Annotated in this window: 21 protein-coding genes and 1 riboswitch; of the genes, 3 read left to right on the top strand and 18 right to left on the bottom strand. The window is 42.6% G+C overall.

The features are described 5' to 3' along the window. Positions 1-134 precede the first annotated feature (134 nt). Both MP622_RS14810 and MP622_RS14805 read left to right on the top strand, forming a co-directional pair. The gene (locus tag MP622_RS14810; RefSeq protein WP_243791617.1) at positions 135-974 is read left to right on the top strand and encodes a putative porin; all 840 of its coding nucleotides are present in this window, start codon (positions 135-137) and stop codon (positions 972-974) included. A gap of 309 nt (positions 975-1,283) precedes the next feature. Next, positions 1,284-2,060 carry a putative porin gene (locus tag MP622_RS14805; RefSeq protein WP_044738891.1) on the top strand — a complete coding sequence of 259 codons (777 nt, stop codon included), beginning with the start codon at positions 1,284-1,286 and terminating at the stop codon, positions 2,058-2,060. A 56-nt stretch (positions 2,061-2,116) separates the two neighbouring features. On the opposite strand, the gene recJ is transcribed toward MP622_RS14805, so the two are convergent. From recJ to MP622_RS14755, 10 genes are all read right to left on the bottom strand, one after another. Then, positions 2,117-3,817, bottom strand: coding sequence for a single-stranded-DNA-specific exonuclease RecJ (recJ, locus tag MP622_RS14800; protein ID WP_243791615.1), 1,701 nt, complete (start codon positions 3,815-3,817; stop codon positions 2,117-2,119). Next, positions 3,818-4,474 carry a pyridoxamine 5'-phosphate oxidase gene (gene pdxH / locus MP622_RS14795; RefSeq protein ID WP_243791614.1) on the bottom strand — a complete coding sequence of 219 codons (657 nt, stop codon included), beginning with the start codon at positions 4,472-4,474 and terminating at the stop codon, positions 3,818-3,820. It abuts the gene before it with no gap. Between the two features lie 11 nt (positions 4,475-4,485). After that, positions 4,486-5,817 carry a phosphoglucosamine mutase gene (gene glmM / locus MP622_RS14790; RefSeq protein ID WP_016168829.1) on the bottom strand — a complete coding sequence of 444 codons (1,332 nt, stop codon included), beginning with the start codon at positions 5,815-5,817 and terminating at the stop codon, positions 4,486-4,488. A 123-nt stretch (positions 5,818-5,940) separates the two neighbouring features. Then, positions 5,941-7,407: an IMP dehydrogenase gene (gene guaB / locus MP622_RS14785; protein ID WP_016168830.1), complete on the bottom strand. Its 1,467-nt coding sequence runs from the start codon at positions 7,405-7,407 to the stop codon at positions 5,941-5,943. A gap of 183 nt (positions 7,408-7,590) precedes the next feature. Further along, positions 7,591-8,388, bottom strand: coding sequence for an MBL fold metallo-hydrolase (locus MP622_RS14780; protein ID WP_243791612.1), 798 nt, complete (start codon positions 8,386-8,388; stop codon positions 7,591-7,593). Positions 8,389-8,567: 179 nt separating this feature from the next. Then, a complete protein-coding gene (locus tag MP622_RS14775) occupies positions 8,568-9,143 on the bottom strand; it encodes a TMEM165/GDT1 family protein (protein WP_243791610.1) in 576 nt (191 codons plus the stop codon). A gap of 85 nt (positions 9,144-9,228) precedes the next feature. After that, positions 9,229-9,370, bottom strand: a riboswitch (yybP-ykoY riboswitch). Between the two features lie 71 nt (positions 9,371-9,441). Beyond that, the gene (locus tag MP622_RS14770) at positions 9,442-9,735 is read right to left on the bottom strand and encodes a hypothetical protein (protein ID WP_243793555.1); all 294 of its coding nucleotides are present in this window, start codon (positions 9,733-9,735) and stop codon (positions 9,442-9,444) included. A gap of 167 nt (positions 9,736-9,902) precedes the next feature. Next, a complete protein-coding gene (locus tag MP622_RS14765) occupies positions 9,903-11,870 on the bottom strand; it encodes a 2-oxo acid dehydrogenase subunit E2 (protein WP_243791608.1) in 1,968 nt (655 codons plus the stop codon). A 2-nt stretch (positions 11,871-11,872) separates the two neighbouring features. Then, positions 11,873-14,587, bottom strand: coding sequence for a pyruvate dehydrogenase (acetyl-transferring), homodimeric type (gene aceE / locus MP622_RS14760; RefSeq protein ID WP_016168835.1), 2,715 nt, complete (start codon positions 14,585-14,587; stop codon positions 11,873-11,875). A 330-nt stretch (positions 14,588-14,917) separates the two neighbouring features. Beyond that, positions 14,918-15,607, bottom strand: a complete 690-nt coding sequence (locus MP622_RS14755) for a M23 family metallopeptidase (RefSeq protein WP_151504457.1) — start codon at positions 15,605-15,607, stop codon at positions 14,918-14,920. Positions 15,608-15,714: 107 nt separating this feature from the next. Between MP622_RS14755 and MP622_RS14750 the strand changes: the two genes are divergently transcribed. Then, positions 15,715-16,155: a hypothetical protein gene (locus tag MP622_RS14750; RefSeq protein ID WP_016168837.1), complete on the top strand. Its 441-nt coding sequence runs from the start codon at positions 15,715-15,717 to the stop codon at positions 16,153-16,155. Between the two features lie 97 nt (positions 16,156-16,252). Here MP622_RS14750 and lpxC read toward each other — a convergent pair whose 3' ends face one another. The 8 genes from lpxC to gshB form a co-directional block, all read right to left on the bottom strand. Further along, entirely contained in the window at positions 16,253-17,155 is a 903-nt protein-coding gene (gene lpxC / locus MP622_RS14745; RefSeq protein ID WP_044738883.1) for a UDP-3-O-acyl-N-acetylglucosamine deacetylase, read from the bottom strand. Between the two features lie 124 nt (positions 17,156-17,279). Then, complete coding sequence (gene ftsZ, locus MP622_RS14740; RefSeq protein ID WP_016168839.1) at positions 17,280-18,464, bottom strand: cell division protein FtsZ; 1,185 nt, start codon at positions 18,462-18,464, stop codon at positions 17,280-17,282. Between the two features lie 161 nt (positions 18,465-18,625). Next, entirely contained in the window at positions 18,626-19,888 is a 1,263-nt protein-coding gene (ftsA, locus tag MP622_RS14735) for a cell division protein FtsA (protein ID WP_016168840.1), read from the bottom strand. A gap of 64 nt (positions 19,889-19,952) precedes the next feature. Further along, positions 19,953-20,807 (bottom strand): cell division protein FtsQ/DivIB, encoded by an 855-nt coding sequence (locus tag MP622_RS14730; protein WP_243791606.1) that lies wholly within the window; start codon positions 20,805-20,807, stop codon positions 19,953-19,955. A 3-nt stretch (positions 20,808-20,810) separates the two neighbouring features. Beyond that, positions 20,811-21,740 carry a D-alanine--D-alanine ligase gene (locus tag MP622_RS14725; RefSeq protein ID WP_016168842.1) on the bottom strand — a complete coding sequence of 310 codons (930 nt, stop codon included), beginning with the start codon at positions 21,738-21,740 and terminating at the stop codon, positions 20,811-20,813. 51 nt (positions 21,741-21,791) lie between these two features. After that, positions 21,792-23,240: a UDP-N-acetylmuramate--L-alanine ligase gene (gene murC / locus MP622_RS14720; protein WP_016168843.1), complete on the bottom strand. Its 1,449-nt coding sequence runs from the start codon at positions 23,238-23,240 to the stop codon at positions 21,792-21,794. 12 nt (positions 23,241-23,252) lie between these two features. Further along, the gene (gene murG, locus MP622_RS14715) at positions 23,253-24,350 is read right to left on the bottom strand and encodes an undecaprenyldiphospho-muramoylpentapeptide beta-N-acetylglucosaminyltransferase (RefSeq protein WP_243791604.1); all 1,098 of its coding nucleotides are present in this window, start codon (positions 24,348-24,350) and stop codon (positions 23,253-23,255) included. A gap of 306 nt (positions 24,351-24,656) precedes the next feature. Then, entirely contained in the window at positions 24,657-25,604 is a 948-nt protein-coding gene (gshB, locus tag MP622_RS14710) for a glutathione synthase (protein ID WP_243791602.1), read from the bottom strand. Positions 25,605-25,650 lie beyond the last annotated feature (46 nt).

The following is a 25,650-nucleotide window of genomic DNA, read 5'->3' as shown; positions in this document are numbered from 1 at the left end:
AGCACAGAGCATTTGGAGATTTTTAGCCACTACCTGCAATTAGGAATTGACGGCACTGATGGATTTATCAACAATAGCTCCACTTAAAAAAACATAACACTTTTATAACGACAACCACTTTAGGGGTTTATTACATGAAAAAAGTTCTTACGAGTTTAGCTTTGGCACTTATGGCATCTTCAAGTTTTGCCTATGATGCTCAAATAGATACAGGCTTTAGTTATTTTGACCGCGATGATGATATTACTGATGCTGAAGGACAGTTTGACCTAAAAGGAACCTTCTACTTTAATCCTGTTATAGTAAAAAATTCACCGCTTAATGAAGCGGCTTTCTTAGGTCACAATAGCAATGCTTCTTTGAGCTATACCTATAATTACTGGGACAGTAAAACCTTGTCCGATGGTTTAGGCAATAGCATTTCTCAAGAAAGTAAAGCACATCATATTGGTGCTGGCATAGAGTATTTTGTCGAACAATTTTATTTGAACGGGCAAGTGGGTTTTGGGCAAGCAAAAGATGAAACCAAAATTCAATCGGTGCTGGGTAGTGCTAAATATAAAGACGATTACGATGCCACGACCTACCGCGCCTTAGTGGGTTATATGCCAATCTCCAACTTACTCCTTGCTACAGGGATTGATGGCTACCAAGGAGATGAAGACAATGACGATAACCGTTTTGCGCTAGCAGCCAAATATGTTGCACCAGTGGGTCAAGGACAGTTTATCAATCTTGAAGCAGAGGGCGCTTGGGGAGATGTCGACACTATCAACTTAGCCGCAGATTATTACTTTGATCCTGCTTTTAGCTTTGGACTGGCTTATAACATAGAAGATGATGGCGATGAGGATATCGACTTCTTCTCGGTACGCTCTAAGTATTTCTTCAGTCCAAACTTTGCAGTCGGTGGTGCAGTTGGTTTTGGTGATGATATACAAGGCTTTAATTTAAATGCCACACTGCGTTTTTAAGATTTTCTGACCTTTAAAGCTTTCCAAAAAACACGCCATTCGGCGTGTTTTTTAGTATTTTCTACTTACAATTTCGTCGAATATTTCACCATTTTCTATGCTATTCATAGAATATCCACAATTTTAATAAATCACTACAATTATTAAATTTAATATATATCAAATATTTAATAAAAGGTAATTACATAATATTACGCCCGAAACAATTCCGTAACCTTCACGCTGTTGACGCAATCTTGTTTTGCCCTAGACTAAAAGTGTAACAAAAAATTAATTTATTTTTAGCCAAGTTTCAGAGGGGTCCTTTCCATGAAAAAATTAGCAATTGCCTCAGCGTTGTTCTCTGTCGTTGCCATGACTGGAACAGCTCATGCATACCAAGCCGAAGTTGGTGCTTCTGCTGGACTAATCGATCCTGATAACGGCAGCTCAAGCGGTTCTTTTGGTGTAGATGGCACCTATTACTTCAACCCAGTTCAAACCCGTAATGCACCTTTAGCCGAAGCTGCATTCCTAGACCGTGCAAGTAATGTGAATGCGCACTATGCTTATAACGAAGTAGGTGATGACGAAGTCAACAATTATGGTGTTGGTGCTGAATACTTTGTTCCAAACTCAGATTTCTACTTGAGCGGTAATGTTGGTCGCCAAGATGTGAAATTCAATAACGGTGCTGACTTTGACACCACACTTTACAGCGCTGAAGTGGGTTACTTACCAGCACCTGGTTTCTTAGTGGCTGCTGGTCTTAAAGGTTATGACAATGACCATGATGACGGTGTAGACCCTACAATCCGTGCAAAATATGTCACTCAACTCAGCAATGGTAAAGACATCAACCTTGAAGCAGGTGCTTCTTTTGGTGACTTAGACGAATACAACCTTGCTGCTGACTATTTCATTGATAAAAGCTTCAGTGTGGGTGCAGACTACTACAGCAATGACTTAAACGATGTCAATGAATTCGGTGTAAATGCACGTAAATTCTTTACTCCGCAAGTGAGCCTTGAAGGTCGTGTAGGTTTTGGTGAAGTTGGTAACAATGACTACAACAAGTTTGGTGTAGCAGCGAAATACCGCTTCTAATTCTAATTTACCTAAGCTTTAATTAAAAAAAACCGCTGAATTCAGCGGTTTTTTTATTATTGCAAATGCAAAACTCGCAATTGCAAACTCACTTGCCCATTAAAACTATTCTGTTCTAATTCATAGACCAAATGTACCGAGGACTGCATTGGATCAAAGCTGAATTTATCCGCAGCATTAAAAGCAATCGCGTCCACCACTTGTCCGTTCTCCAAAGCCAGACGTAATTTCAAGTGAATTTCCTTTAACCAACGATAATCCAACACCTGAAACTGCCCTTCAAAGATAGGGGAAGGAAATTTTTGCCCCCAAGGGGTTAAATTTTGCAGTAAATGAACCGTATCTAAATTCAATGCCTCAGTCGGTAATATGCCATCGGTCCACAACGTTGCTTGAAACAGTGATTCATCCATACTTTGGATGAGTTGAACAAAATGCTGTTTAAATTCATCGAAATGCTGTTTCTTGATGGTTAAGCCAGCAGCAGCGGCATGTCCACCAAAATGGCTGACCAAGTGTGGAAATTGCTCTGCCACGTTTTCTATGGCATCACGAATATGAATACCTTCAATTGAGCGGGCTGAGCCTTTAATATGCTCACCATCTTCATCGGTAGCAAATACAATGGCAGGACGGTGAAACTGTTCTTTTAAGCGTCCCGCCACAATCCCAATCACCCCTTGATGCCAATGGGGTTCAAATAAAATCAACGCAGCAGGTGTCTCGCTCAGCTCAAGTTTGAATTGTGCCAAAGCTGTTAAAGCATCCTGCTTCATTTGAGTTTCGACTTGACGTCGTTCCACATTCAACTGATTCAGTTGCTGAGCTAAAGCATATGCGGTGCTGTACTCTTCTGCCAATAAACATTCAATACCAATGTCCATGGTTTCCATGCGTCCCGCAGCATTAATTCGTGGTCCCAAGACAAAACCTAAGTCTGGGGCTTTCAGTTGTGTGGCATCACGCCCAGCTATTTCCAATAAAGCCGAAATCCCGATGCGACACTGTTGTTGCTGAATCCGTTTAATGCCCGCATCAACCAAAATACGGTTGTTATAGTCCAGTGCTGCAACATCCGCATAAGTCCCCAAAGCCACCAAATCCAGATACTGCGCCATTTTGGCACTGGATTTACCTTGCTGAGCACGACCACTACTTAAATTCGCCAACAGATAAAACGCAACGCCTACACCAGCCAAGGCTTTGCTTAGAAATTCACAGCCCAATTGATTAGGATTCACCACAGCCTCAGCAGCAGGCGTCTCTTTGGTCGTGAGATGATGATCGGTAATCACCACCTGCATGCCATGTGCTTGTGCCTGAGCCACACCCGCATGGCTAGAAATCCCGTTGTCTACTGTAACCAAAACATCAGGCTGAAACTTCGCAAAAGCCAAATCTGCAATTGCAGGGGTTAAACCATAACCATATTTGAAGCGGTCAGGCACCAGATAATTCACTTGTGCCCCCATTTCTCGCAATGCCAAAACCATTAATGCCGTACTGGTAGCACCATCTGCATCATAGTCTCCAACAATGACGATTTTTTTTTGCTGATCAAGGGCTTGATCGAGCAGTTTAACCGCCTGAGGCAATCCTTTTAAATTCGGAGCTAAAAGATGTTTTAGCTTTAATTCCAGTTCTTGTTCCGATTGCACCCCACGGCGCGCCAAAATTTGTGCAATAAAAGGTGACACGCCCTGAATATTTTCAGGGCGTGTTAAATAAGGTCGTTGTTTAATTTGTATCTGAGTCATTTAAGGCATCAGTCGTTGTAATTTCCATTTACCATCGATTCTTTCATAACTCAGACGGTCATGTAAACGATTTGGTCGTCCTTGCCAAAACTCATAATAGTCTGGCTGCAAACGATAGCCACCCCAAAAACTAGGTTTATCCAATTCGGACTGATCTACAACCTGCTCTTGTAAATTCTGGAACCGCTGCTGAAGCTCGTCACGACTGGCAATCACACCACTTTGCGGCGTACTGATATGTGCAGCAATCTGGCTGTCACGTGGGCGCTTTCGATAATAGGCTGTTGCCTCATCTTCAGAAATTTTTTCGACACGACCACTGACACGAATTTGGCGCTCCAACTCGGGCCAATAAAACAATAGCTCAGCATAAGGGTTTTCAACCAAATCTAAGCCTTTTTGACTATCATAATTGGTATAGAAATCATAACCCGCTTCAGTTGCACCGCGTAACAGTACCGTACGGACGTGTGGACGACCTTGGCTGTTGGCAGTCGCCAAATACATGGCATAAGGTTCGTGTAAACGTGCCTCTAAGGCCATATTGAACCAATTAAGAAATTGCTCATGCGGATACTGTTCAACCTCCGACTCGAGTAATTCCCCTTTCTGATAACTCAACCGCAATTCACTTAAATCTTTAATTAAATCGCTCATGACATGATTCCTTAAGCGGCTTGGGTACGAACAACATCAGCAAGATGATTTGCCAAAGTAGTCACTTCTTCTAGTTGATCACCTTCGACCATGACCCGAATCACTGGTTCCGTGCCTGATTTACGAATCAAAAGTCGACCACGACCTGCGAGCTGTGCTTCCGCTTTTTCAAATTCAGCCACCATTGCAGGGTTTGCATACGGGTCTATCATCTGCTCCAAACGCACATTGACCAATACTTGCGGGAATAGATTGAAGTCTGCAACCAGTTCATGCAATGGCTTATTCTGTTCAACCATTACTGTAAGCACTTGTAATGCGGCAATAATCGCATCCCCTGTCGTGCTCTTATCTAGGGTTAAGATATGACCTGACGGTTCGCCACCTATGACCCACTGATTTTCTTCAAGCGCTTGCAACACATAACGGTCGCCCACTTTAGCGCGTACAAATGGCACTTGAGCTTGTTCTAATGCCAATTCTAGCGCCATGTTGCTCATGACTGTACCAGCAATACCTGCTGGTTTTTTGCTGGCTTGTGTCGCCAAAATATACAGAATATGGTCACCTGTGATTTGTTCACCATTACGGTCGACCATAATCACGCGATCCGCATCACCATCAAAAGCAATCCCTACATCTGCCTTATGTTCAACAACAGCTTTCTGTAAGTTTTCAGGATGGGTTGAACCACAGTCTTTATTAATGTTGAGACCATCTGGCTCATTATAAAGTGCAATTACTTTGGCACCGAGTTCTTTAAACACGGCAGGTCCCACGTTGTACGCAGCCCCATTAGCACAATCCACTACAATTTTTAAATTTGACAAATCATAATGATATGGGAAAGTCGATTTACAGAATTCAATATAACGGCCGTTCGCATCTTTCACACGAACACTTTTACCTAAGTTGGCAGTATCTTCAATCAACAAGTCATTTTCCAACTCTTGATTAATTGCTTCTTGCAATGCATCAGGCAGCTTTTTGCCTTCACCAGAAAAGAATTTAATGCCGTTATCAAAATACGGGTTATGCGACGCAGAAATCACGATCCCTAAGCTCGCATGCAAAGCACGAGTCAAATGGGCAATTGCAGGCGTTGGTAATGGCCCTAATAAATGCACATAAACACCCGCAGCATTTAGTCCTGCCTGTAAAGCCGCTTCTAAAATATAGCCCGATAATCGGGTATCTTTACCTAATACGACGATTGGCTTTTCTTTCTGCGAATTTTTTTTTAAGACTTTTCCTGCTGCAAATCCTAGTTTTAATGCAAATTCAGGCGTAATTGGTAATTCTCCAAATTTCCCACGAATACCATCTGTGCCAAAATAACTCATGTTTTACTCACTTCTTATAGCTAGGTGCTGTTATCCACCTTTTGTCATAGTGAAATACTTTACACCAAAACAAAAAAGACCGTCATAGTGTTGACGGTCTCTTTAGATCTAAATTACGAAAAATCAACCAACGCGATAGTTGGGTGCTTCTTTGGTAATGGTGACATCATGCACGTGAGACTCTGACATACCTGCGGCAGTAATCTTCACGAATTTTGCATTTTGACGTAGATCTTCAATGGTCGATGAACCCGTATACCCCATAGAAGAACGTAAGCCACCCATCATTTGATGTACGATATTGCCCATTGGTCCTTTGTACGGTACACGACCTTCAATACCCTCTGGCACCAACTTCTCAGCACCCGCTTTAGAGTCTTGGAAGTAACGGTCAGCCGAACCTGTCGCACCCGCCATTGCACCCAATGAACCCATACCACGGTAAGCTTTGTAGTAACGACCTTGGAAGAATTCCACTTCACCAGGTGCTTCTTCAGTACCTGCAAGGAGTGAACCCACCATAATCGTGCTTGCACCCGCACCAATCGCTTTTGCCATATCGCCAGAGAAGCGAATACCACCGTCAGCAATTAAAGGAATTTGATCTTTTAATGCATTGGCAACACTGTCAATCGCAGAGATTTGCGGCATACCAATACCCGCAACAATACGAGTAGTACAGATTGAACCTGGACCAATCCCGACTTTTACAGCATCAGCACCTGCATCAAGTAAAGCTAATGCAGCATCACCTGTTGCAATGTTACCGCCAATTACTTGCACTTGTGGGTAGTTTTGTTTAACCCAACGTACACGTTCGATAACACCTGCAGAGTGACCATGTGCGGTATCGACCACAATCACGTCAACACCTGCATCAACCAATGCTTCTACACGGCTTGGTGTTTCTACGCCTGTACCAACTGCAGCACCTACGCGTAAACGACCTAAGTCATCTTTACAGCTGTTTGGATAAAGTTCTGCTTTACGGAAATCAGTGACCGTAATGAGACCTTTTAATTCGTTGTTTTCGCCAACCACCAATACTTTTTCAATACGGTGTTTCTGTAAGAGTGCTTGAATCTGTTCTTTAGATTCGCCTTCACGTACAGTCACTAAACGGTCTTGACCCGTCATAATGCTGCTTACAGGTTGCTCAAGATTGGTTTCAAAACGCGTATCACGTCCTGTCACTATACCAACCACTTTCCCGTCTTTTACTACAGGCACACCACTGATGTTGTTGGCTTGCGTAATCGCAATCAACTCACGTACTGTGGTTTCTGGTGTTACTGTAATTGGGTCTTTGACCATACCTGCTTCAAATTTTTTCACACGGCGTACTTCTGCAGCTTGGGCAGCAATATCCATGTTTTTATGCAAAATACCAATACCACCGTTTTGTGACATCGCAATTGCCATACGTGACTCAGTCACAGTATCCATTGCTGCTGAAACGAGAGGGATATTTAAGTTAATGCCACGAGTCAGGCGTGTCTTTAGAGAGACATCTTTTGGGAGGACAGTAGAATAGGCAGGGAGTAATAAGACATCATCGAAGGTTAACGCTTCTTGAACGATGGTCAACATAACAGTCTCACTGGTAATTTCCGTGCGCTATTATAAACAAATTTAGCTTTAAATTTCATTTTTTATTAAAAAAATATCATTTAAAAAATATAGGTACACGGTAAAGCATTTTTCAGCCCCCGTTTTAATGTTAGAAATGAGATTGTCTGATCAGCCAATCCCATTTCTCAATTGGGTAAGACGTTAGGTTGGGCAGGTAAAAATACTTTCATCCATTAAGTCAATGCCACATTCTAAAGTTTCAATCCAATCCAAGAATTGGTTAATCATCTCTTTACCGATAAACGGCGTACCATGTTGTGGCACAATCATTTCAACATCCATGCTGCGCACCATGTTTACCCAAAGGCGAATCACTTTGTTGGAACACATATAACGTTGATGGAAACCTTTCATTTTTGGGATATGCGCAGCAAAATTTTCCAAGGGCTTATTGGCATCATCCACCATAGATGCGCCCATATCACCTGAAAACAAAATTTTTGAGATTGGATCATAAAATTGAAAATTCCCAACTGAATGTAGAAAATGTGCAGGGACAACAATAATACTAGATTCACCCAAAGGAATGATCCCACCGTGGTCTGGCAATTCGATCAAGCGTTCTAACCAGCCACCTTTCATTCGGTCACTCATAAAGGCAGAATTTAAATGGGGTAAGAAGCGTGCCCAAAGCTTTGAAGCCACAACTTTGGCATCCGTATACACCAGCCAGCGTGGCATTGAAGTAATGATGTCAGGATCTTGGTGCGAGGCCATCACATAATCAAGATTGGTCAAGCGTGTATATTTGTTCAGTTCCATGGTTAAGGGTACATAGGTCAAATCTCCCCCCGGATCTAATACTGCAGCACGCTCATGATCTAAAATCAGAAACTGGTTTGCCTGTACGCCTTCACCTTTAACCAAGCTGGTAAAACTGATGCACTTATGTGTGCCATTATCAAATAACACTTGTGACGTGGTGCGATCAAAAGCCATAGCAAAACCCCAATAATTCTATTCTATTAAGTACAATTTTTTAATTCCCTATAACATAAATGGAAATAACTAAACTTACAATAAATATACAGAGCTAGTTTTCATTTTTATGTACTTATTTGACTGATTTACCTAATAAAAAACCCAACTAATTTGCTGGGTTTTCTAAAAAATCTCACTTAGAAGAAATAATGCTGCACTAAGGTCGAGACCCCGATAATCAAGAAGATGGCTGCGCCAATTTTATGAATTAATGAGATCGGTAGCTTATCTGCCAACTTATTACCCACAAAAACTGCAGGTGCGTTTGCCAACATCATGCCTACTGTGGTTCCAGCCATCACCCAGAAAATGCTGTCGTAACGCGCAGCCAAAGCCACAGTTGCAATTTGAGTTTTATCGCCAATTTCTGCCAAAAAGAACAAGACAAAGGTTGCACCGAATACGCCAAATCTCTGCCACTTATTGATACTATCGGTCTCATCACCCAGCTCATCTGGAATTAACATCCACACTGCCATACCAATAAAGCCAAGTGAAAGTACCCAGATTAAGACTTCAGGACTCAAAACAGTCGTAATCCACTGCCCCAATACTGCAGATAAACCATGGTTAATCAGCGTTGCAGCTAAAATTGCAATCAGAATAGGAACAGGTTTACGGAAACGTGCAGCCAATAATAAGGCAAGAAGTTGGGTTTTATCACCCATTTCAGCGAGTGCGACAATTGCTGTCGAAATGAGGAACTCATGCATAACATCTTTTCTCTGGCTAGCAAAATTTGCCTATGACTTACCTCTCCTGCTAGCCAAAATCAAATAGATTGATGCAGAGTGGTAAATCAAAGGTCTTGCCAACAAAAAAAGCTGTTCGATAAGCTTATTTGGTTCTTTGCTATGATGACCATGTTCTGTGGAACAATTATGTTGATCATCACCTTTTTACATAGCGTAAAAAGCGGCTACTCCCCAATGAATCGCAACCATTATACAAAATTTACTCAAGTTTTCCACTCTTTCATTTGTATTTTATCATCACGTAATTGAGTTCAGTTTAAAACTGAAATTCAAAACGTTGATATAGCCAAATAGCGATTCGACACAATCCCAAGAACATCGCCAAACTGACATTAAAGCCCAACCAACCAAAACTTCCCCAACCGCTGGCACCACCAATATGCTGTGCCTGATATTCCATTGAAAAGACAATCGTGGCGGTGAAAATTTCCAGCCCCATCACTATATACGTCACCCAATGCCATGGAAAATGCAGCACACTGAGCCAAAGCCCCATCAACACCAAAACCAATAATAAGACTGGCAGCATAAATTTAAAAAAGGCAAACATCTGCATGCAACTCCCTGCATTCAATTTATCTTTGACATCTTTATGCATTTTAACCAAATCATGCGAATGCACGAGACTTCACAACAGATTTTTACGATTTATCCAAATTCATCACCATAAAAAAAACCCCGCCGAGGCGAGGTTTTATGCGCTGATCTAGAAATAAATTAGAGCAGTAAACTGCGAATATCACCCAATAACTTGGTGAGCTTATTGGTAAAGCGTGCCGCATCTGCACCATTAATCACACGATGGTCGTAAGACAAAGATAACGGCAACATTAAGCGTGGGTCAAAGTCTTTGCCATTCCAAACAGGCTGCATGGTTGCTGGTGAGATTCCTAAAATTGCTACTTGTGGCCAGTTCACCAACGGAGTAAATGCCGTACCACCAATTGCACCTAAGCTTGAAATAGTGAAATTCGCACCTTGCAAGTCTTTCGGTGAAAGTTTCTTGTCACGTGCTTTTTGACCCAATACACCCAATTCAACTGCAATTTGCTTAATGGTTTTTTGGTCTGGATTACGCAATACTGGAACCGTTAAACCATCTGGAGTTGCTACCGCAATTCCCATATGGATTTCATTGCGCAACAGCACTGATTTACCATCATCAGATAAATGACCTGCGAACTCACGCTCTTCTTTCAACAAATGCGCAACCGCTTTGATGATGAATGCCATAATCGTCAGGCTGATACCTTCTTTTTTGAAGTTGCCTTTCAGTTCATTACGCCAATCTTCTAACTCAGTAATATCAGCCAAATCAAACTGGGTGACTTGCGGAATAAAGTTGTTTAACGACAATTGCGGAATTGATACTTGCTGCAAACGCGTCAGTACTTTTTCTTCAACGCCACCAAACGCAGTGAAGTCAGGAAGCTTTGGCAAACCCGAAACCGCTGGTGCAGCCGCTGCAACTGGTGCAGCTTGTGGCGCAGTTAAACGAGTCTTCACATAAGCAAAGATATCTTCTTTAACAACACGACCATGCTCACCAGAAGTTTTAACTTGTGACAAGATCACACCAAGTTCACGAGCAAGCTTACGAACAGCAGGGCCAGCATAAACTTTAGCGTTTTCAGCTTCTTGCTCTTTGGTTAACTTATCACTACCAGAAACTGGAGCAGATACAGCCTGAGTCGGAGCAGGAGCTGCCGCTTTAGGTGCTGCTGCCTGTGGAGCTGGAGCTACTTCTGCTTTTGCCGCTGGTGCCGCAGCAGGTGCTTGGCCTTCAGCTTCAATTGTTGCAAGCAATATACCTTGTGAAACCTGTTGGCCTGCTTGCAAGTGAATCGCTTTCACAACACCCGCAACAGTACTTGGAACTTCAACAGTCGCTTTATCTGACTCAACCACAACAAGGCTTTGATCTACATCAACTTTATCGCCAACTTGTACCAAAATTTCAGCAACAACTGCTTTATCTACGCCCAAATCAGGAACGTTAATATCAACTGGTCCAGATTGAGTAGCAGTCGCAGTTACAGTTTCTTGTTGAACTGGTGCAGGCGCTGCCGCTGGAGCTGCTGTAGAAACAGGAGCTTCAACTGGCGCACTTGATGCAGATGTTGATTTCACTTTTAACAGTACAACACCTTCTTTCACGGTGTCGCCAGCTTGAATTTCAACACTTTCAACTGTGCCCGCAACCGTGCTCGGTACTTCAACTGTCGCTTTGTCTGATTCAACCACCACAATACTTTGATCAATTTCAATCGTATCGCCAGCTTTGACCAGTATTTCACCCACGACTGCTTTTTCAACACCAATGTCTGGAACTTGTACATCAACTACAGCACTTGTCGCTGGTTGAGTCGCTGCAACAGGAGTAGCTACTTCTGGTTTAGCAACTGGAGTAGGTTCAGCTACTTTTTCTTCCACTTTTGCTGCGACAGGAGTTGAAGCAGCATCTGATTCAAGCTCAATCAATACAGCGCCTTCAGACACTTCATCGCCCACTGCAACACTGATGCTTTTAACCACACCTGCTGAAGTGCTTGGCACTTCAACAGAGGCTTTGTCTGACTCAAGGAGAACTAGACTGTCATCAACAGCAATCTGGTCACCCACTTTCACTAAAATTTCTGCAACTGTGGCTTTGTCCACGCCAATATCAGGTGTTGTGATTTGCATGCTTAGTTCTCCTCACCTGATTGTTCTTTATAGTCCGCAACTGCGTGAACTTCAGGGTGTGCCTGAGGAGCCCATGCCACTGGACGGTCTGTATCTAACTCAAATGAAGAAATCGCATCTTTGACTAGGCGCGCATCGACTTCACCTTCATCTGCTAGTTTTTTCAAGGTCGCAACCACAATGTGTGCAGCATCTACACCAAAATAGCTACGTAAGTTTGCACGTGTATCTGAACGGCCATAACCATCTGTACCTAAGGCTACGAATGGACGGTTGTCAGGTAAGTAGGCACGAACTTGTTCGCTATAAGCGCGCATATGATCCGTTGCAGACACAACGATACCGTCTGTTGGACGAAGTAACTGAGAAATCCACGCTTCTTTCGCTTGTTCAGCCAACGGATGTAAGCGGTTGTATTCTTCACATGCCATACCATCACGCGCCAACTCATTGAAGCTGGTTACACTCCAGACGTTTGAATGGATCTGGTATTCATCACGTAAGATTTTTGCCGCTTTAATCACTTCACGTAGAATCACACCCGAACCGAGCAATTGAACTGTTGCTTTCTCATCTTGTTCGAATAAGTACATCCCGCGCTTAATGCCTTCTTCAACACCTTGTGGCATTTCAGGGTGTTCGTAGTTTTCGTTCATTACGGTTAGGTAGTAGAAAATACGCTCTTGGTTCACATACATACGCTGTAAACCATCATGTACGATCACTGCTAATTCATAACCAAAGCATGGATCATAAGACACACAGTTTGGAATCGTGTTCGCAAGGATGTGCGAGTGACCATCTTGGTGCTGTAAGCCTTCACCGTTCAGTGTTGTACGACCAGCAGTTGCACCTAACAAGAAACCTTGAGCTTGTGCATCTCCCGCAGCCCATGCAATGTCACCAATACGTTGGAAACCAAACATTGAGTAGTACATGTACATTGGAATCATCGGCAAGTTGTTGGTTGAATAACTCGTTGCCAACGCTGCCCATGCACTCATCGCGCCCGCTTCGTTAATGCCTTCTTGAAGCATATGACCGTCTTTTGCTTCGCGGTAATGCATTAACTGTTCTTGGTCTTCTGGTGTGTACTTTTGACCGTGAGCAGCATAAATACCGAGCTGACGGAACATCCCTTCTAAACCAAACGTACGTGCTTCATCTGGAACGATTGGTACTACGCGGTCTTTAATTGCTTTTTCTTTAAGTAAAGAAGCAATCAAACGAACCATCACCATGGTAGTAGATTGTTCTTTGCCTGCAGAACCTTTTAATACTGCATCAAATACCGACAATTCAGGAATGGCTAATTGCTCACTCTCTTTACGACGTGCAGGTAGGTAACCACCCAAAGCTTCACGACGCGCCTTCATATACTTCATTTCTGGAGAGTTTTCACTTGGGCGGTAGAATGGAAGCTCTTCTAGCTTATCGTCTGTAAATGGCAGGTTGAAACGGTCACGTACATATTTCAAAGAGTCGATCTGCATTTTTTTGATTTGGTGAGTTTTGTTCACCGCTTCAATTTCTTCAGACAAACCATAACCTTTAACCGTTTTTGCAAGAATAACTGTTGGTTGACCTTTGGCTTTCATTGCTTCTGCATAGGCAGCAAAAACCTTGTACGGGTCATGACCACCACGGTTAAGATTATCGATATCTTCATCGCTTAAATCTTTTACAAGTTCCGCAGCTTCTGGGTACTTGCCAAAGAATTTCTCACGCGTGTATGCACCACCTTTTACTTGATAGCGTTGGTATTCACCATCAACTGTCTCTTCCATGACCGCTTTTAAAGCGCCTGTGCTGTCTTTTGCAAGTAGTGGATCCCAATGACGGCCCCATACCACTTTAATGACACGCCAGCCCGCACCACGGAATAAAGATTCTAGTTCTTGAATGATTTTACCGTTACCACGTACAGGACCATCTAAACGCTGTAAGTTACAGTTAACCACCCAAATCAAGTTGTCCAGTTTTTCACGGCCAGCAAGTGAAATTGCACCAGTACTTTCTGGCTCATCCATCTCGCCATCGCCAAGATAAGCCCAAACTTTACGATCTTCTTCTTTGATCAAGCCACGATTCATCAAATATTTTTGAATATGTGCTTGATAAATCGACATGATTGGACCAAGACCCATTGATACCGTTGGGAATTGCCAATAGTCTGGCATTAAGTATGGATGTGGATAGCTTGGTAAACCATTACCGCCCACTTCACGGCGGAAATTACTTAACTGTTCTTCAGTTAAACGTCCTTCCAAGAAAGAACGTGCATAAATACCAGGCGCACAGTGACCTTGGTAATAAATCATATCCCCGCCAAAGTTATTGCTGTTTGCGCGGAAGAAGTGGTTAAAACCAACATCGTATAAAGTTGCTGAAGATGCAAAACTCGCCAAGTGACCACCTAGGTCATCACCTGTTTTATTGGCACGAAGTACCATTGCCAAAGCATTCCAACGAATCAATGCACGAATACGGCGTTCCATATCTTGGTCGCCTGGCATTGCTGGTTGTTCTTCAACAGAAACCGTATTTAAATAAGGAGTGTTTAAGCGCTGAATAGGAACATGTTTCGCGATTGCACGTTGATATAATTTTTCTAATAAAAATGCAGCACGCTCTGTTCCCATGTGTTTTAGAACCGAATCGAAAGCATCTTGCCATTCTTGGGTTTCTTGCGCATCTGTATCGCCATAAAACGCCATAATCCACCTATTCCTTAAGCTTAATCTATTATGTATATGTACCATACTTTGGTATTAGAAGTTATCGCTGTAGCTGAATACGGGCAGGTACCACTATTTATAAAATAAATAATTGATGACGATTTAACACTCAAATTAACAAAAAATCGCCAATAATGATGTTTTTTTATACAAACAAAACTCTTCTGCCTGATAATATGAAAAAAGATACAGAAAACGTCACTACTTTGGTGCAAATATTGGAAACAATAAAAAGGCAGTGTATGGGAAAGAGGTAGGACCCAATACACTGCCTTTAGAAGGATTTGAAGCTTTAATAACGAGATGTAATTATGGCAACATGGCTAAATAAGTTGATGGATTTTTACGCTGACCATCTTTTACAACTTCATAATGCAAATGTGGTCCCGTACAACGGCCTGTACAACCCACATTGGCAATATGTTCACCCGCATTTACTCGATCACCAACACGTGCAATTAAACGTGAAGCATGTGCATAACGTGTGATATAACCATTGCCATGGTTAATTTCAACATATTGACCATAACCAGAACCCCAACCCGATTTGGTTACAACACCTGGTCCTGTCGCATAAATTGGCGTACCACTTGGTGCTGACAAATCTAAACCAGAGTGATGTTCAGCACGACCACCCATAGTACGACCACCAAAGTCCGAGCTGATGCGTTTCATGTCTGGTAATGGATGAGAGACTAACCATGAATAAGGACTATTCGAAGATGCAGAATACGAAGTTTTAGTGCCATATTTTTTAGCAATCGATTCGTTATTTAGCTCAACTGTTTTTTCACGCAATCTGACTGATAACTCGGTACTTGCAGGAAGATCAATATCTTCAGGTTCAGCATACGAACCTTGTGCTAAAGTTTGAGTCAGTTGCTCTATACGATCTGGTGAAGCAGTGGTGTTAGAATTTAATTGAACTAAATCAGCGAAAGCCACCGATGCGGCCGAAGCTGCCAAAGAAAATGCCAATAAAATACGTCTTGTGTGCATGAAAACCTCTTTAAACTGTTCTTACAAAAGTTCCTTGCGTGATCTCTTCCTTGATATCTACTGAAAGGAGCGCATAAGATTAAGACACAAATATGAAGGTAATATGTATGTCTGAACCAGAGAATCTCTTTCAACAAACAAGAAAACGCATAAAAACAGGAAACTTGTCGTTTCTCTCAACCCAAGTTGCTGCATGGCAGAAACTTAGCAAACTCATTCAACCGTTATTGCCTCAACCAGAGCAATGGCAGGTTGCTTGTTATCAATATGGTGTTTTAACCGTAACGGGTGAAAATCAAGCGATGGTGAGTCAACTTGGTTACTTACAAAAGCACTATATTGTTCAATTGGCTCAACTAGAAGAACTGAAAGACTTACAAAAAATACAGGTTCGTTTAAGAGTATCCTCAAAAACTACACAGACAACTGAATCATCTTCCCGATCTCTTAGCCCAGAAACCCAAGATTTATTAAAAGGGGCTGCTGACTTTGTGAGCGACCCTAAGCTTAGCCAAGCAATGCTACGTTTGGCAAGCAATAAAAAGTAACCTAGGGCTGGGTTTGGAAAATGCCTCAGCCAACGAACGTGACTTAATTCACATTTCAATTTGTTATATTATAACGTAGCCCATATAAGACAATGACTTATGTCACACTTACATAAGGGATTGGACATTGATCCATGTCATCAAATGTTACAATTTCGTAGCTACTTGGATCACTTTGAACATTGCGTAACAATTGGTTATTGAGAGCATGACCTGACTTATATCCATCAAATTTCGCAATAATTTGATGTCCTAATAAATATAAATCACCTACAGCATCCAATATTTTGTGACGAACAAATTCATCTGAGAAGCGCAAACCTTCTTCATTGACCACGCCAGTATCATCTACACCAATGGCATTCTCTAAACTTGCCCCTAAAGCCAAATTGTTGGCTTTTAAATAATCTAAGTCCTTCATGAAGCCAAATGTACGTGCTTCACTAACTTCGTAGACAAAAGTTTCAGTTGAAAAATCGATGGTGGCTGACTGATATTCTTTTTTAAATGCGGGGTGGTCAAAATCGATGGTGAAATTCAGTTGAAAACCTGAATGGGGCGTGAAAATTGCACGCTTATCATCAATTAATGCTTCAACAGGTTTTAAGATTCGAATAAATTTTTTGGCTGCATTTTGCTCGACCAATCCACCTTGCATTAACAGATAGATAAATGGGCCAGCACTGCCATCCATAATTGGCACTTCTGAAGCCGAAACTTCGATAATTAAATTATCAATACCCAAACCTGCGATCGCACTCATCACATGTTCAATGGTGCCTACTTTGGCATCTTCCTGAACCAAATTAGAGCACATAAAGGCTTCTTGAATCAGCATCGCATCGGCTTGAATGTCCACAGGTGGATCCAAATCAATACGGCGAAATACAATACCCCCATCCACATGGTGCGGCACAAAGTTCATTAATACCTTTTGCCCACTATGAAGACCAATACCGCTCGCTTTCACGACACGTTGCAGGGTACGCTGTTTCAACATGCTCTTTCTATCATCTGCCCATAAATCCGCTATACGTTAGCATATTTAGCCATTGATAAAAAACAAAAAGGTAGCGATAACGCTACCTTTTATAGTATTTCAAAAGCAAGTTATTGAAAAATAATTACTTACGTTGCTGATTTTTCAAATAATCTTGAATGCTCATTGGTGTTGGGCGTGATGCACCAGCAGATGAAGCCGCATTAATTGCTGGAGCATCAGCCTGCTGACGTTGAATCGCAGGAACATCATCTTCCTCAACCACAGCATGGGTCGTTGCAGAACGTGAAACCTGCGTATTGGGACGCTTCACAGGTTCAATCGCATCTGCTGAATTGCGGGTTAAACCTGTTGCAATCACAGTCACGCTAATTTCATCACGTGCATCAGGGTCAAAGACCGTACCGTAGAAGACTTGACCTTCATCCAAGTCCACAATTTGGTTCACGACATCCGTGATTTCTTCAATTTCACCAAAGGTTACATCATCACCACCAGTGACGTTAATCAAAATACCCTTCGCATTCATAATGGTCACGTTATCTAATAACGGGCTACGAATCGCCTGTTCTGCGGCTTGACGCGCACGATGTTCACCACGACCTGAGCCTGCACCCATCATGGCATAACCACGAGTACTCATTGCTGTTTTCAAGTCGGCAAAGTCAAGGTTAATGTGACCAGGGCGAACCACCAAATCGAAGATACTGCGTACCGCATTCAACAATACATCATCTGCCTTTTTATAAGCATCTTTCATCGAGATATCGCGGAATACTTTGAGCAAACGCTGGTTTGGAATAATAATAAGTGAGTCTACGTGCGCTTCTAAAGCCTCAATGCCTTTTTCAGCAGACTGTTGACGACGCTTACCTTCAAAATTAAACGGCGTAGTCACTACACCTACCGTTAAAATACCCATTTCTTTGGCAATTTCTGCAACGACTGGTGCAGCACCTGTACCTGTACCACCACCCATACCCGCAGTCACGAACACCATGTCGGTGCCTTCTAAATGCTGGCGGATCAACTCACGACTTTCTTCGGCCGCCGTTTGACCCACTTGAGGATTCGCACCTGCACCTAAACCACGGGTACTTTGTTCACCTAACTGGATTTTAAATTGTGCGTTCATACGGTCTAACGCTTGCTTGTCCGTATTGGCACAAACAAATTTTACACCTTGAATATCCGATTCCAACATGTGTTGAACGGCATTACCGCCTGCACCACCTACACCAAATACAGTGAAACGGGCTTGACCGTTGCTATCGTTCTGATCATCTTCTAAAAATTCAAATGAGGCCATGACCTTTAAATTTCCTAATTCGTAATTGGCAGTCACTTAAGCCCGTATACTGCCTTGATCTGCATAAATAAAATTGGTTTTAGAATGCTGTTCAATGTCTAGGTTGTCAAGTCTTGACCGCCTAACGTACAACTTCCAAACAATATTCCTTAAAAATACCACTAAAAAATAGACTTCAACTTGTCATTTAGCCCTGACCATGCTCGTCCAGCACGTTTCCAGAACGAAAGTGTTTCAGGGTCTACGGTTTCTACCAAGGTCTCTTGTGGATCCCCTTGACTGAACATCAATAAGCCCGCCGCCGTTGCGTATTGGGAACGGCGTAATGATGCCAAATAAGGCTCATCGGCATAAACTTGTACAGGTGGATTGCCCAAATGCGCTGAAATACCCAACATGCGACGCACCAAGCTGACCATGCCTTCAATTTGGCAAGCATCACCCGTCAAAACAACACCATGATATAAACCATGAATAGCGCCACTACGCTCAAGCGCTTCTCGAACTTGGGTCAAAATTTCTTCATAGCGTGCAATCATAATGTCAGACAATTCAATTCGGCTAATGGTTTGCGGACCATCGATCCCTTGAATTTGAATCATATGGTCGGGTTTAACCACTTTTAAATCAACACAACCATAAAGTAACTTAATTCTTTCTGCTTCTTCTGTCGTGGTTTGTAAGACTGCCGCAATATCACGTGTCACATGTTCACCGCCACGTTGTAACGTTTCCGCCATCGCCAGACGACCATCTAAATAGACCGCAAGATTGGTGGTTCCAGCGCCCATATCGAGCAAACAAACCCCATATTCTTTTTCGTCTTTCAGCAAACTGGCTTCTGCTGTGGCCAAACAAGACACCACCATTTTTTCTACGGTGATGTTTGCACCTTTCATGGCACGATCCAAATTCTGCATGGTACTGATCGGCAACATCATCAACTGATAATGCCCTTTCATCGTGTGTGCGGACATCCGAATTGGATTCTGCACCCATTCTGGAGAATCATCCAATTCAAAACCTAGTGGAACTGCACTTACCAAATAATGATCTGAAGTGACATGGCTGGCTTTGGCCAACTCTAATGCTCTCACGACTTCATTGGTGCTAATACTATGTTCAGCGTTTTCAATTGGGGTACGCCCCGAAGCATAAAAACTTTTTAATTCTGCACTTGGAATAGAAACCCAAGCTGAATGCACACGGCACTCAGCCATATCTTCCGCTTCCTGAACGGCATTTTTTATCGCCGTGATGACTTTGTCCAAGCTCACGATTTTGCCTTTGTTCATACCGCGGTTACGTGCAGTCGCCATCCCAATGACTTGTATCTTGTCTGGGGCATGCACCTTACCAATCAAAACTGAAACTTTATGTGTCCCAATGTCAATCGCAACAACTGAGGGAACAGCTTCACTCATTATTTACTACCATTACATGTTTGTTTAATTTATGGCTTTACGCCTCTATTTATAAAGCCAACCATTATGGCTTTGCAGTTATCCCATCCGCAATGCTTGTGTCATTAATCGTTACAACAAAGTGACCATTTACAATTTTGGGTGGGGCTGTGCTTTTCCATTGAATCGCTAGGCCGTTCCTATAGCGTAAATCGATTGCCGAGATTTGTGACCATACTGGTTTCAAATCACTTTGTGCGAGATGACTCAAACGTTGTAGCTTACTCATGGTTTGATCTTGATCAACAATAACACGTAATCCAGAATCAAACTGCATAAACCAAGTCATACGCTCCGTTAAATATAATTCTTTTAGCCGAAGGTTGACTGGAAGGAATAATTGATTAATTTCATTATAGCGACGCATCATGGTTTTGGATTGGCTGATCGGCCCATGAAGCAATGGCAATTGTTGATAATTCTTGGGTGTCACTTCGGCAAAAATATCACCGCTATCGCTTAGCAAACGCCCAGTTCCCCAACGGGCAATCGCATGACGAGGCATTACACGGACGCGAATCGCATTCGGCCATGCACGAGAAACAACAACACGATCTACCCATGACAACTCTAAAGCACGGTCACGGATTTGCTCTAAATCAGAAGTAAAATAATTATTTTGTAAAGTTGGCGCCACGTGCAACATCACTTGACGATGCTCAGCATCGGAACGTGTTCCAACCACATCCAAATCTGCTACACGTGCATCTGTCATGACCTTGTATAAGCCAAATATTCCAGCAGCCAAGACCACAAAAGCAATAACCAAGAGCAGCCAGCCACCCACGTTAGTCAGCTGTTCTTTTCGCGTGGGTGGTTTGTCATGAATCGAGGTAATTGCGGCGCGTTTGCGGCGCATCGATGCTGGAAGTTGAGCCATAACTTAGTGTGCTACACCTGTAAGTGTTTGTTCTAAAATTGCAACACATAACGCATCAAAACTATAGCCTACAGCATTGGCAGCTTTTGGCACCAATGAGTGACTGGTCATACCTGGTACTGTATTCACTTCAAGTAACCAGAAGTTGCCTTGTTCGTCCTGCATGGCATCAATACGTCCCCAACCACTTGCCCCAACCGCTTGAAATGCGCGTAAACATAAGGCTTGTAGACGTTGTTCTTCAGCTTCCGTTAAACCGCACGGGATACCATATTGCACATCATTACGTTGATATTTCGCCTCATAATCATAAAAAGCGACATCCGCAGGAGGTTGTAAACGAATCACAGGTAAAGGTTGACCATTCAAGAATGAAATCGTGAATTCACGTCCTGTAATCCATTTTTCAGCCATGACTACAGCATCATGCTGAGTGGCTTTAGCAATTGCAGCAGCCAAATCTTCAGCCTTTTCAACCTTGCTCATGCCTACACTAGAACCTTCGTGCACAGGCTTAATAATGAGTGGCAAACCTAGGCTTTCTACAACTTCAGCTAAATCACTGTCTTTATCAATAATACGGTACGGTGCAGTTGGTAAGTCTGAACCTTGCCAAATTTGCTTGGTTTTAACTTTGTCCATACCAATGGCAGAACCTTGAACACCAGTTCCTGTATAAGGAATGTTTAACCACTCCAATACACCTTGGATCTGACCATCTTCACCACCACGACCATGCAATACAATGAAGGCACGATCATAATTGACCAATTCTGTCACGCTACGATTCTGAGGATCAAATGCCTCGGCATTTACCCCAGAACGAATCAATGCTTCAAGTACAGCCTGACCACTATCGAGAGAAACCTCACGCTCAGCTGATTTACCACCAAGCAACACGGCAACTTTGCCGAACTTTGAAGCATTTGACACGTTTTTATCCTTAAACTGTTATAACTTTTTAATTGAAACCGAAAATGGCAATTAATCTACATATAATTGATGCTGTGCCAGCTCAACCGAGATAGCTCCCACATTACCTGCGCCTTGTGTTAATAACAAGTCGTTCGCTTGTAACACTTTACGCATTACGTTTGGCAAGTTTCCTTCTACCGGATCAATCAAGATAGGCTCAACTTCACCACGTAAACGAATGCTACGCGCTAATGCACGACTGTCCGCACCTACAATTGGTTTTTCCCCAGCAGGATAAACTTCTAATAACAACAATTGATCCACTTGTGACAACACATCAACAAAATCATCAAAACAATCGCGGGTACGACTAAAACGGTGCGGCTGGAACAACATAACCAAACGACGGTCTGGATGGCTAGCACGTGCTGCTTTAATGGTGGCTTCTACTTCTTTCGGGTGATGGCCATAGTCATCCACCAATTTTACGTTGCCTTCGCCCAATTCAAACTCACCCTGAACTTGGAAACGACGCCCCACACCACTGAAACCTTCTAATGCACGCGCAATCGCAGCATCAGATACCCCTTCATCAGTGGCAATACCAATCGCAGCCAGTGCATTTAAAATATTATGTAAACCAGGCAAATTAATCGTTAGACGCAAAGGCTCACGATCTTTACGCAATACGGTAAAGTGTGACTGCATCCCTTCTTGTACTACGTCTACTGCACGGATGTCATTGTCTTCATTAAATCCGTAGGTCACCAATGGACGACCAATACGTGGCATAATTTCACGGATGTTGGCATCATCACCGCACACCACTGCCAAACCGTAAAACGGCATTTTTTGTAAAAACTGGACAAAAGTGTCTTTGAGTACATCAAAGCTGCCACCATAGGTATCCATATGATCCGCATCGATGTTGGTCACAATGGTGGCCATAGGCTGTAAATGCAGGAAAGATGCGTCTGACTCGTCCGCTTCAGCCACAATAAAACGACTTGCACCCAATGCCGCATTAACACCAGTACGATTTAATAAACCACCAATCACATACGTTGGATCGAGGTTTTCTTCAGCCAACATACAAGTGACAAGACTGGTAGTTGTGGTTTTACCATGAGTTCCTGCAACGGCAATCCCATGACGGTAGCGCATCAATTCACCCAGCATTTCTGCACGGCGAACCACAGGTGTACGATGTTCAATAGCTGCCTTAATTTCAGGGTTCTCTGGGTCAATCGCCGTTGAAACCACCAAAACATTAGCACCTTGAATATTTTCAGCGGCATGCCCGATATAGACTTTAATGCCGTTTTCTTCAAGCTGTACCGTGGTTTTTGATGCCTTGATATCTGAACCAGATACTTTATAGCCTTGGTTTTTCAATACTTCAGCAATGCCGCACATCCCAGCACCACCAATACCCACGAAATGGATATGCTTAATACGACGCATTTCAGGGATTTTAATTAACTTTTTTGCTTGATCAGCAGGTGTAGATGGAGACATAGCTTACTCTAATCACAATTCTTGAATTAGCTCAACGACATGTTGAGTTGCATCGGGTTGAGCCTGTTGACGCGCTTTGACTGCCATTTCAGACAATAATGAACGATTCATTAACGGCACTAACAATTCTTTTAAACTTTCAGGCGTCATATTGGCTTGCGGACAAATTTTTGCAGCTCCAATATTCGCTAAAAACTTGGCATTCGCCGTTTGGTGATCATCCACAGCACTTGGCAACGGTACAAATATAGCCGCGACTCCTGCTGTAGCAATTTCTGTCACCGTTAACGCACCCGCACGACAGATAATGAGATCTGCATCTGAATAGGCTTGAGCCATATCTTCAATAAACGGGTGGACTTCGACTTCTAAACTCGTAGGCGCATTGGCATATTGTGCCTGTGTCGCCTCAGCATGGTTTTGACCACATTGATGATAGACACGAAGTGGCACATTTAATTGCTTTAAAGCTTCGGGTACACATTCATTTAGTGCTTTCGCCCCCAAAGAACCACCGACAATTAAAATGCGAAGTGGTTGATTGGCTTTTTCACGCTCTTGATAACGCCAAGACGGATTTAAAATTTCGGTAATTTCTTTGCGTACAGGATTGCCTGTGGTGACAATTTTGGCTTGTTCGGAAAATGTCTGCGGAAAGGCCTGACACACCGTAGTCGCTACGCGTGACAATTGGGTATTGGTAAATCCCGCGATAGCATTTTGCTCATGAATAAGCACAGGAATGCCCAAAACGCGTGCCGCCAAACCACCAGGCCCCGCCACGTAACCACCAAAACCAGCAACAGCATCAATATTCAACTGTTTCATATAGCGCATGGCGCTTAAGGTTGCTTTTAAAATTTTAAAAGGTGCCAATAACTTGCGTACCACACCATTGCCACGTACGCCTTGAATATCAATTTGATAAATTGGAATATTTTGATTTTTTAATAAGCGGTTTTCCATGCCTGTAGGTGTTGCCAACCAAGACACTTGTGTTCCTTGTTGTTGCAATTGTTTTGCAACGGCAAGTGCTGGAAAAACATGTCCACCAGTACCAGCGGCCATCATCATTACGCGTTTGGGCTTTGTTTGCTGTACATCAGTCACGGTTTAATTCTTCAGTTCAAAAAAATAGGCAAAAATTCATTTAAGTTAACAATTGTAATCACAAACGCAGAGGCGCGAAAGTTTATTTACTTTGTTTCACCAAGCGTTTCATTGTTTTTTTCTTCAGTTTTGTAAGTTTAAACAAGTTTTATTATTAATCTAGTATAAAAAACCGCTATCTTTGTTAAAAACCGCAAATCGCTTGTAGTTTTGGAAAGATCTTTTGCTTAATTTTGAGCCTCTAGCGTACTGCACAATCCTCAACCACACGCATGTGATCGAGGCATTGAGTATATTCAAATTTACTTAAACGCTTGGGTGGCCCGCCTCTAATACAGCAAATAAATCGTCCGCAATTTGAGTACCAAATTGGTTGTCAATTTCACGAATACACGTTGGGCTAGTCACATTAATTTCAGTCACGTAATTGCCAATCACATCTAGACCGACGAAAATCAGTCCTTTCTCACGTAAGAAAGGCCCTACTTTTTCTGCAATTTTACGGTCATTTTCAGTCAGCGGACGGGCTTCACCCAAGCCACCCGCAGCCAAGTTACCTCGAACTTCACCATTTTGTGGAATTCGCGCCAAGCAATACGGTACAGGCTCACCATTGATCATCAAAATACGCTTATCGCCTTCGACAATTTCAGGAATATAACGCTGTGCCATAATCGGCTGAGTACCATGGTTGGTTAAGATTTCAATGGTTGAACCAATATTCACACCATCTTGATAGAGGCGGAAAATTCCCATGCCGCCCATACCATCAAGTGGTTTTACAATCACATCACCTTGTTCTTTGATAAATTCACGAATTAAACCTTGCTGTGAAGTGACCAATGTCGGCACTTGCAACTCAGGGAACTGTGTAGCAAATAGTTTCTCGTTACAGTCACGCAAGCTTTGTGGTTTGTTAATAATCCACGCCCCTTCTCGTTCTGCCTGTTCTAAAATATAGGTGGTATAGACAAAGTTCATATCAAATGGCGGGTCTTTACGCATCAACACCACGTCATATGCCGCGATGGATTCTTTCTTCTTTTCACCCAATTCATAATAATGGTCGTAATCTTCAAACACCTTTAAAGGCGCAATTAAACCAAACGCTTTACCCTGCTCGATATATAAATCCTGTTGTAATGCATAACCCAGTTCATGCCCGCGACGGCTTGCCGCCCACAACATGGCCATAGTTGAGTCTTTTTTCAAATTGACACTTTCAATGGGGTCCATCACAACAAGTACGCGCATAATCAAAACTCTTGTTTAAAGATATAATCAGCTAGGAGTATAACGG

This window comes from Acinetobacter sp. PK01, assembly GCF_022819285.1.
Lineage (GTDB): Bacteria > Pseudomonadota > Gammaproteobacteria > Pseudomonadales > Moraxellaceae > Acinetobacter > Acinetobacter tandoii.
The sequence above is the reverse complement of the archived record's forward strand: the minus strand, read 5'-3'. Positions and strand labels throughout refer to the sequence as shown.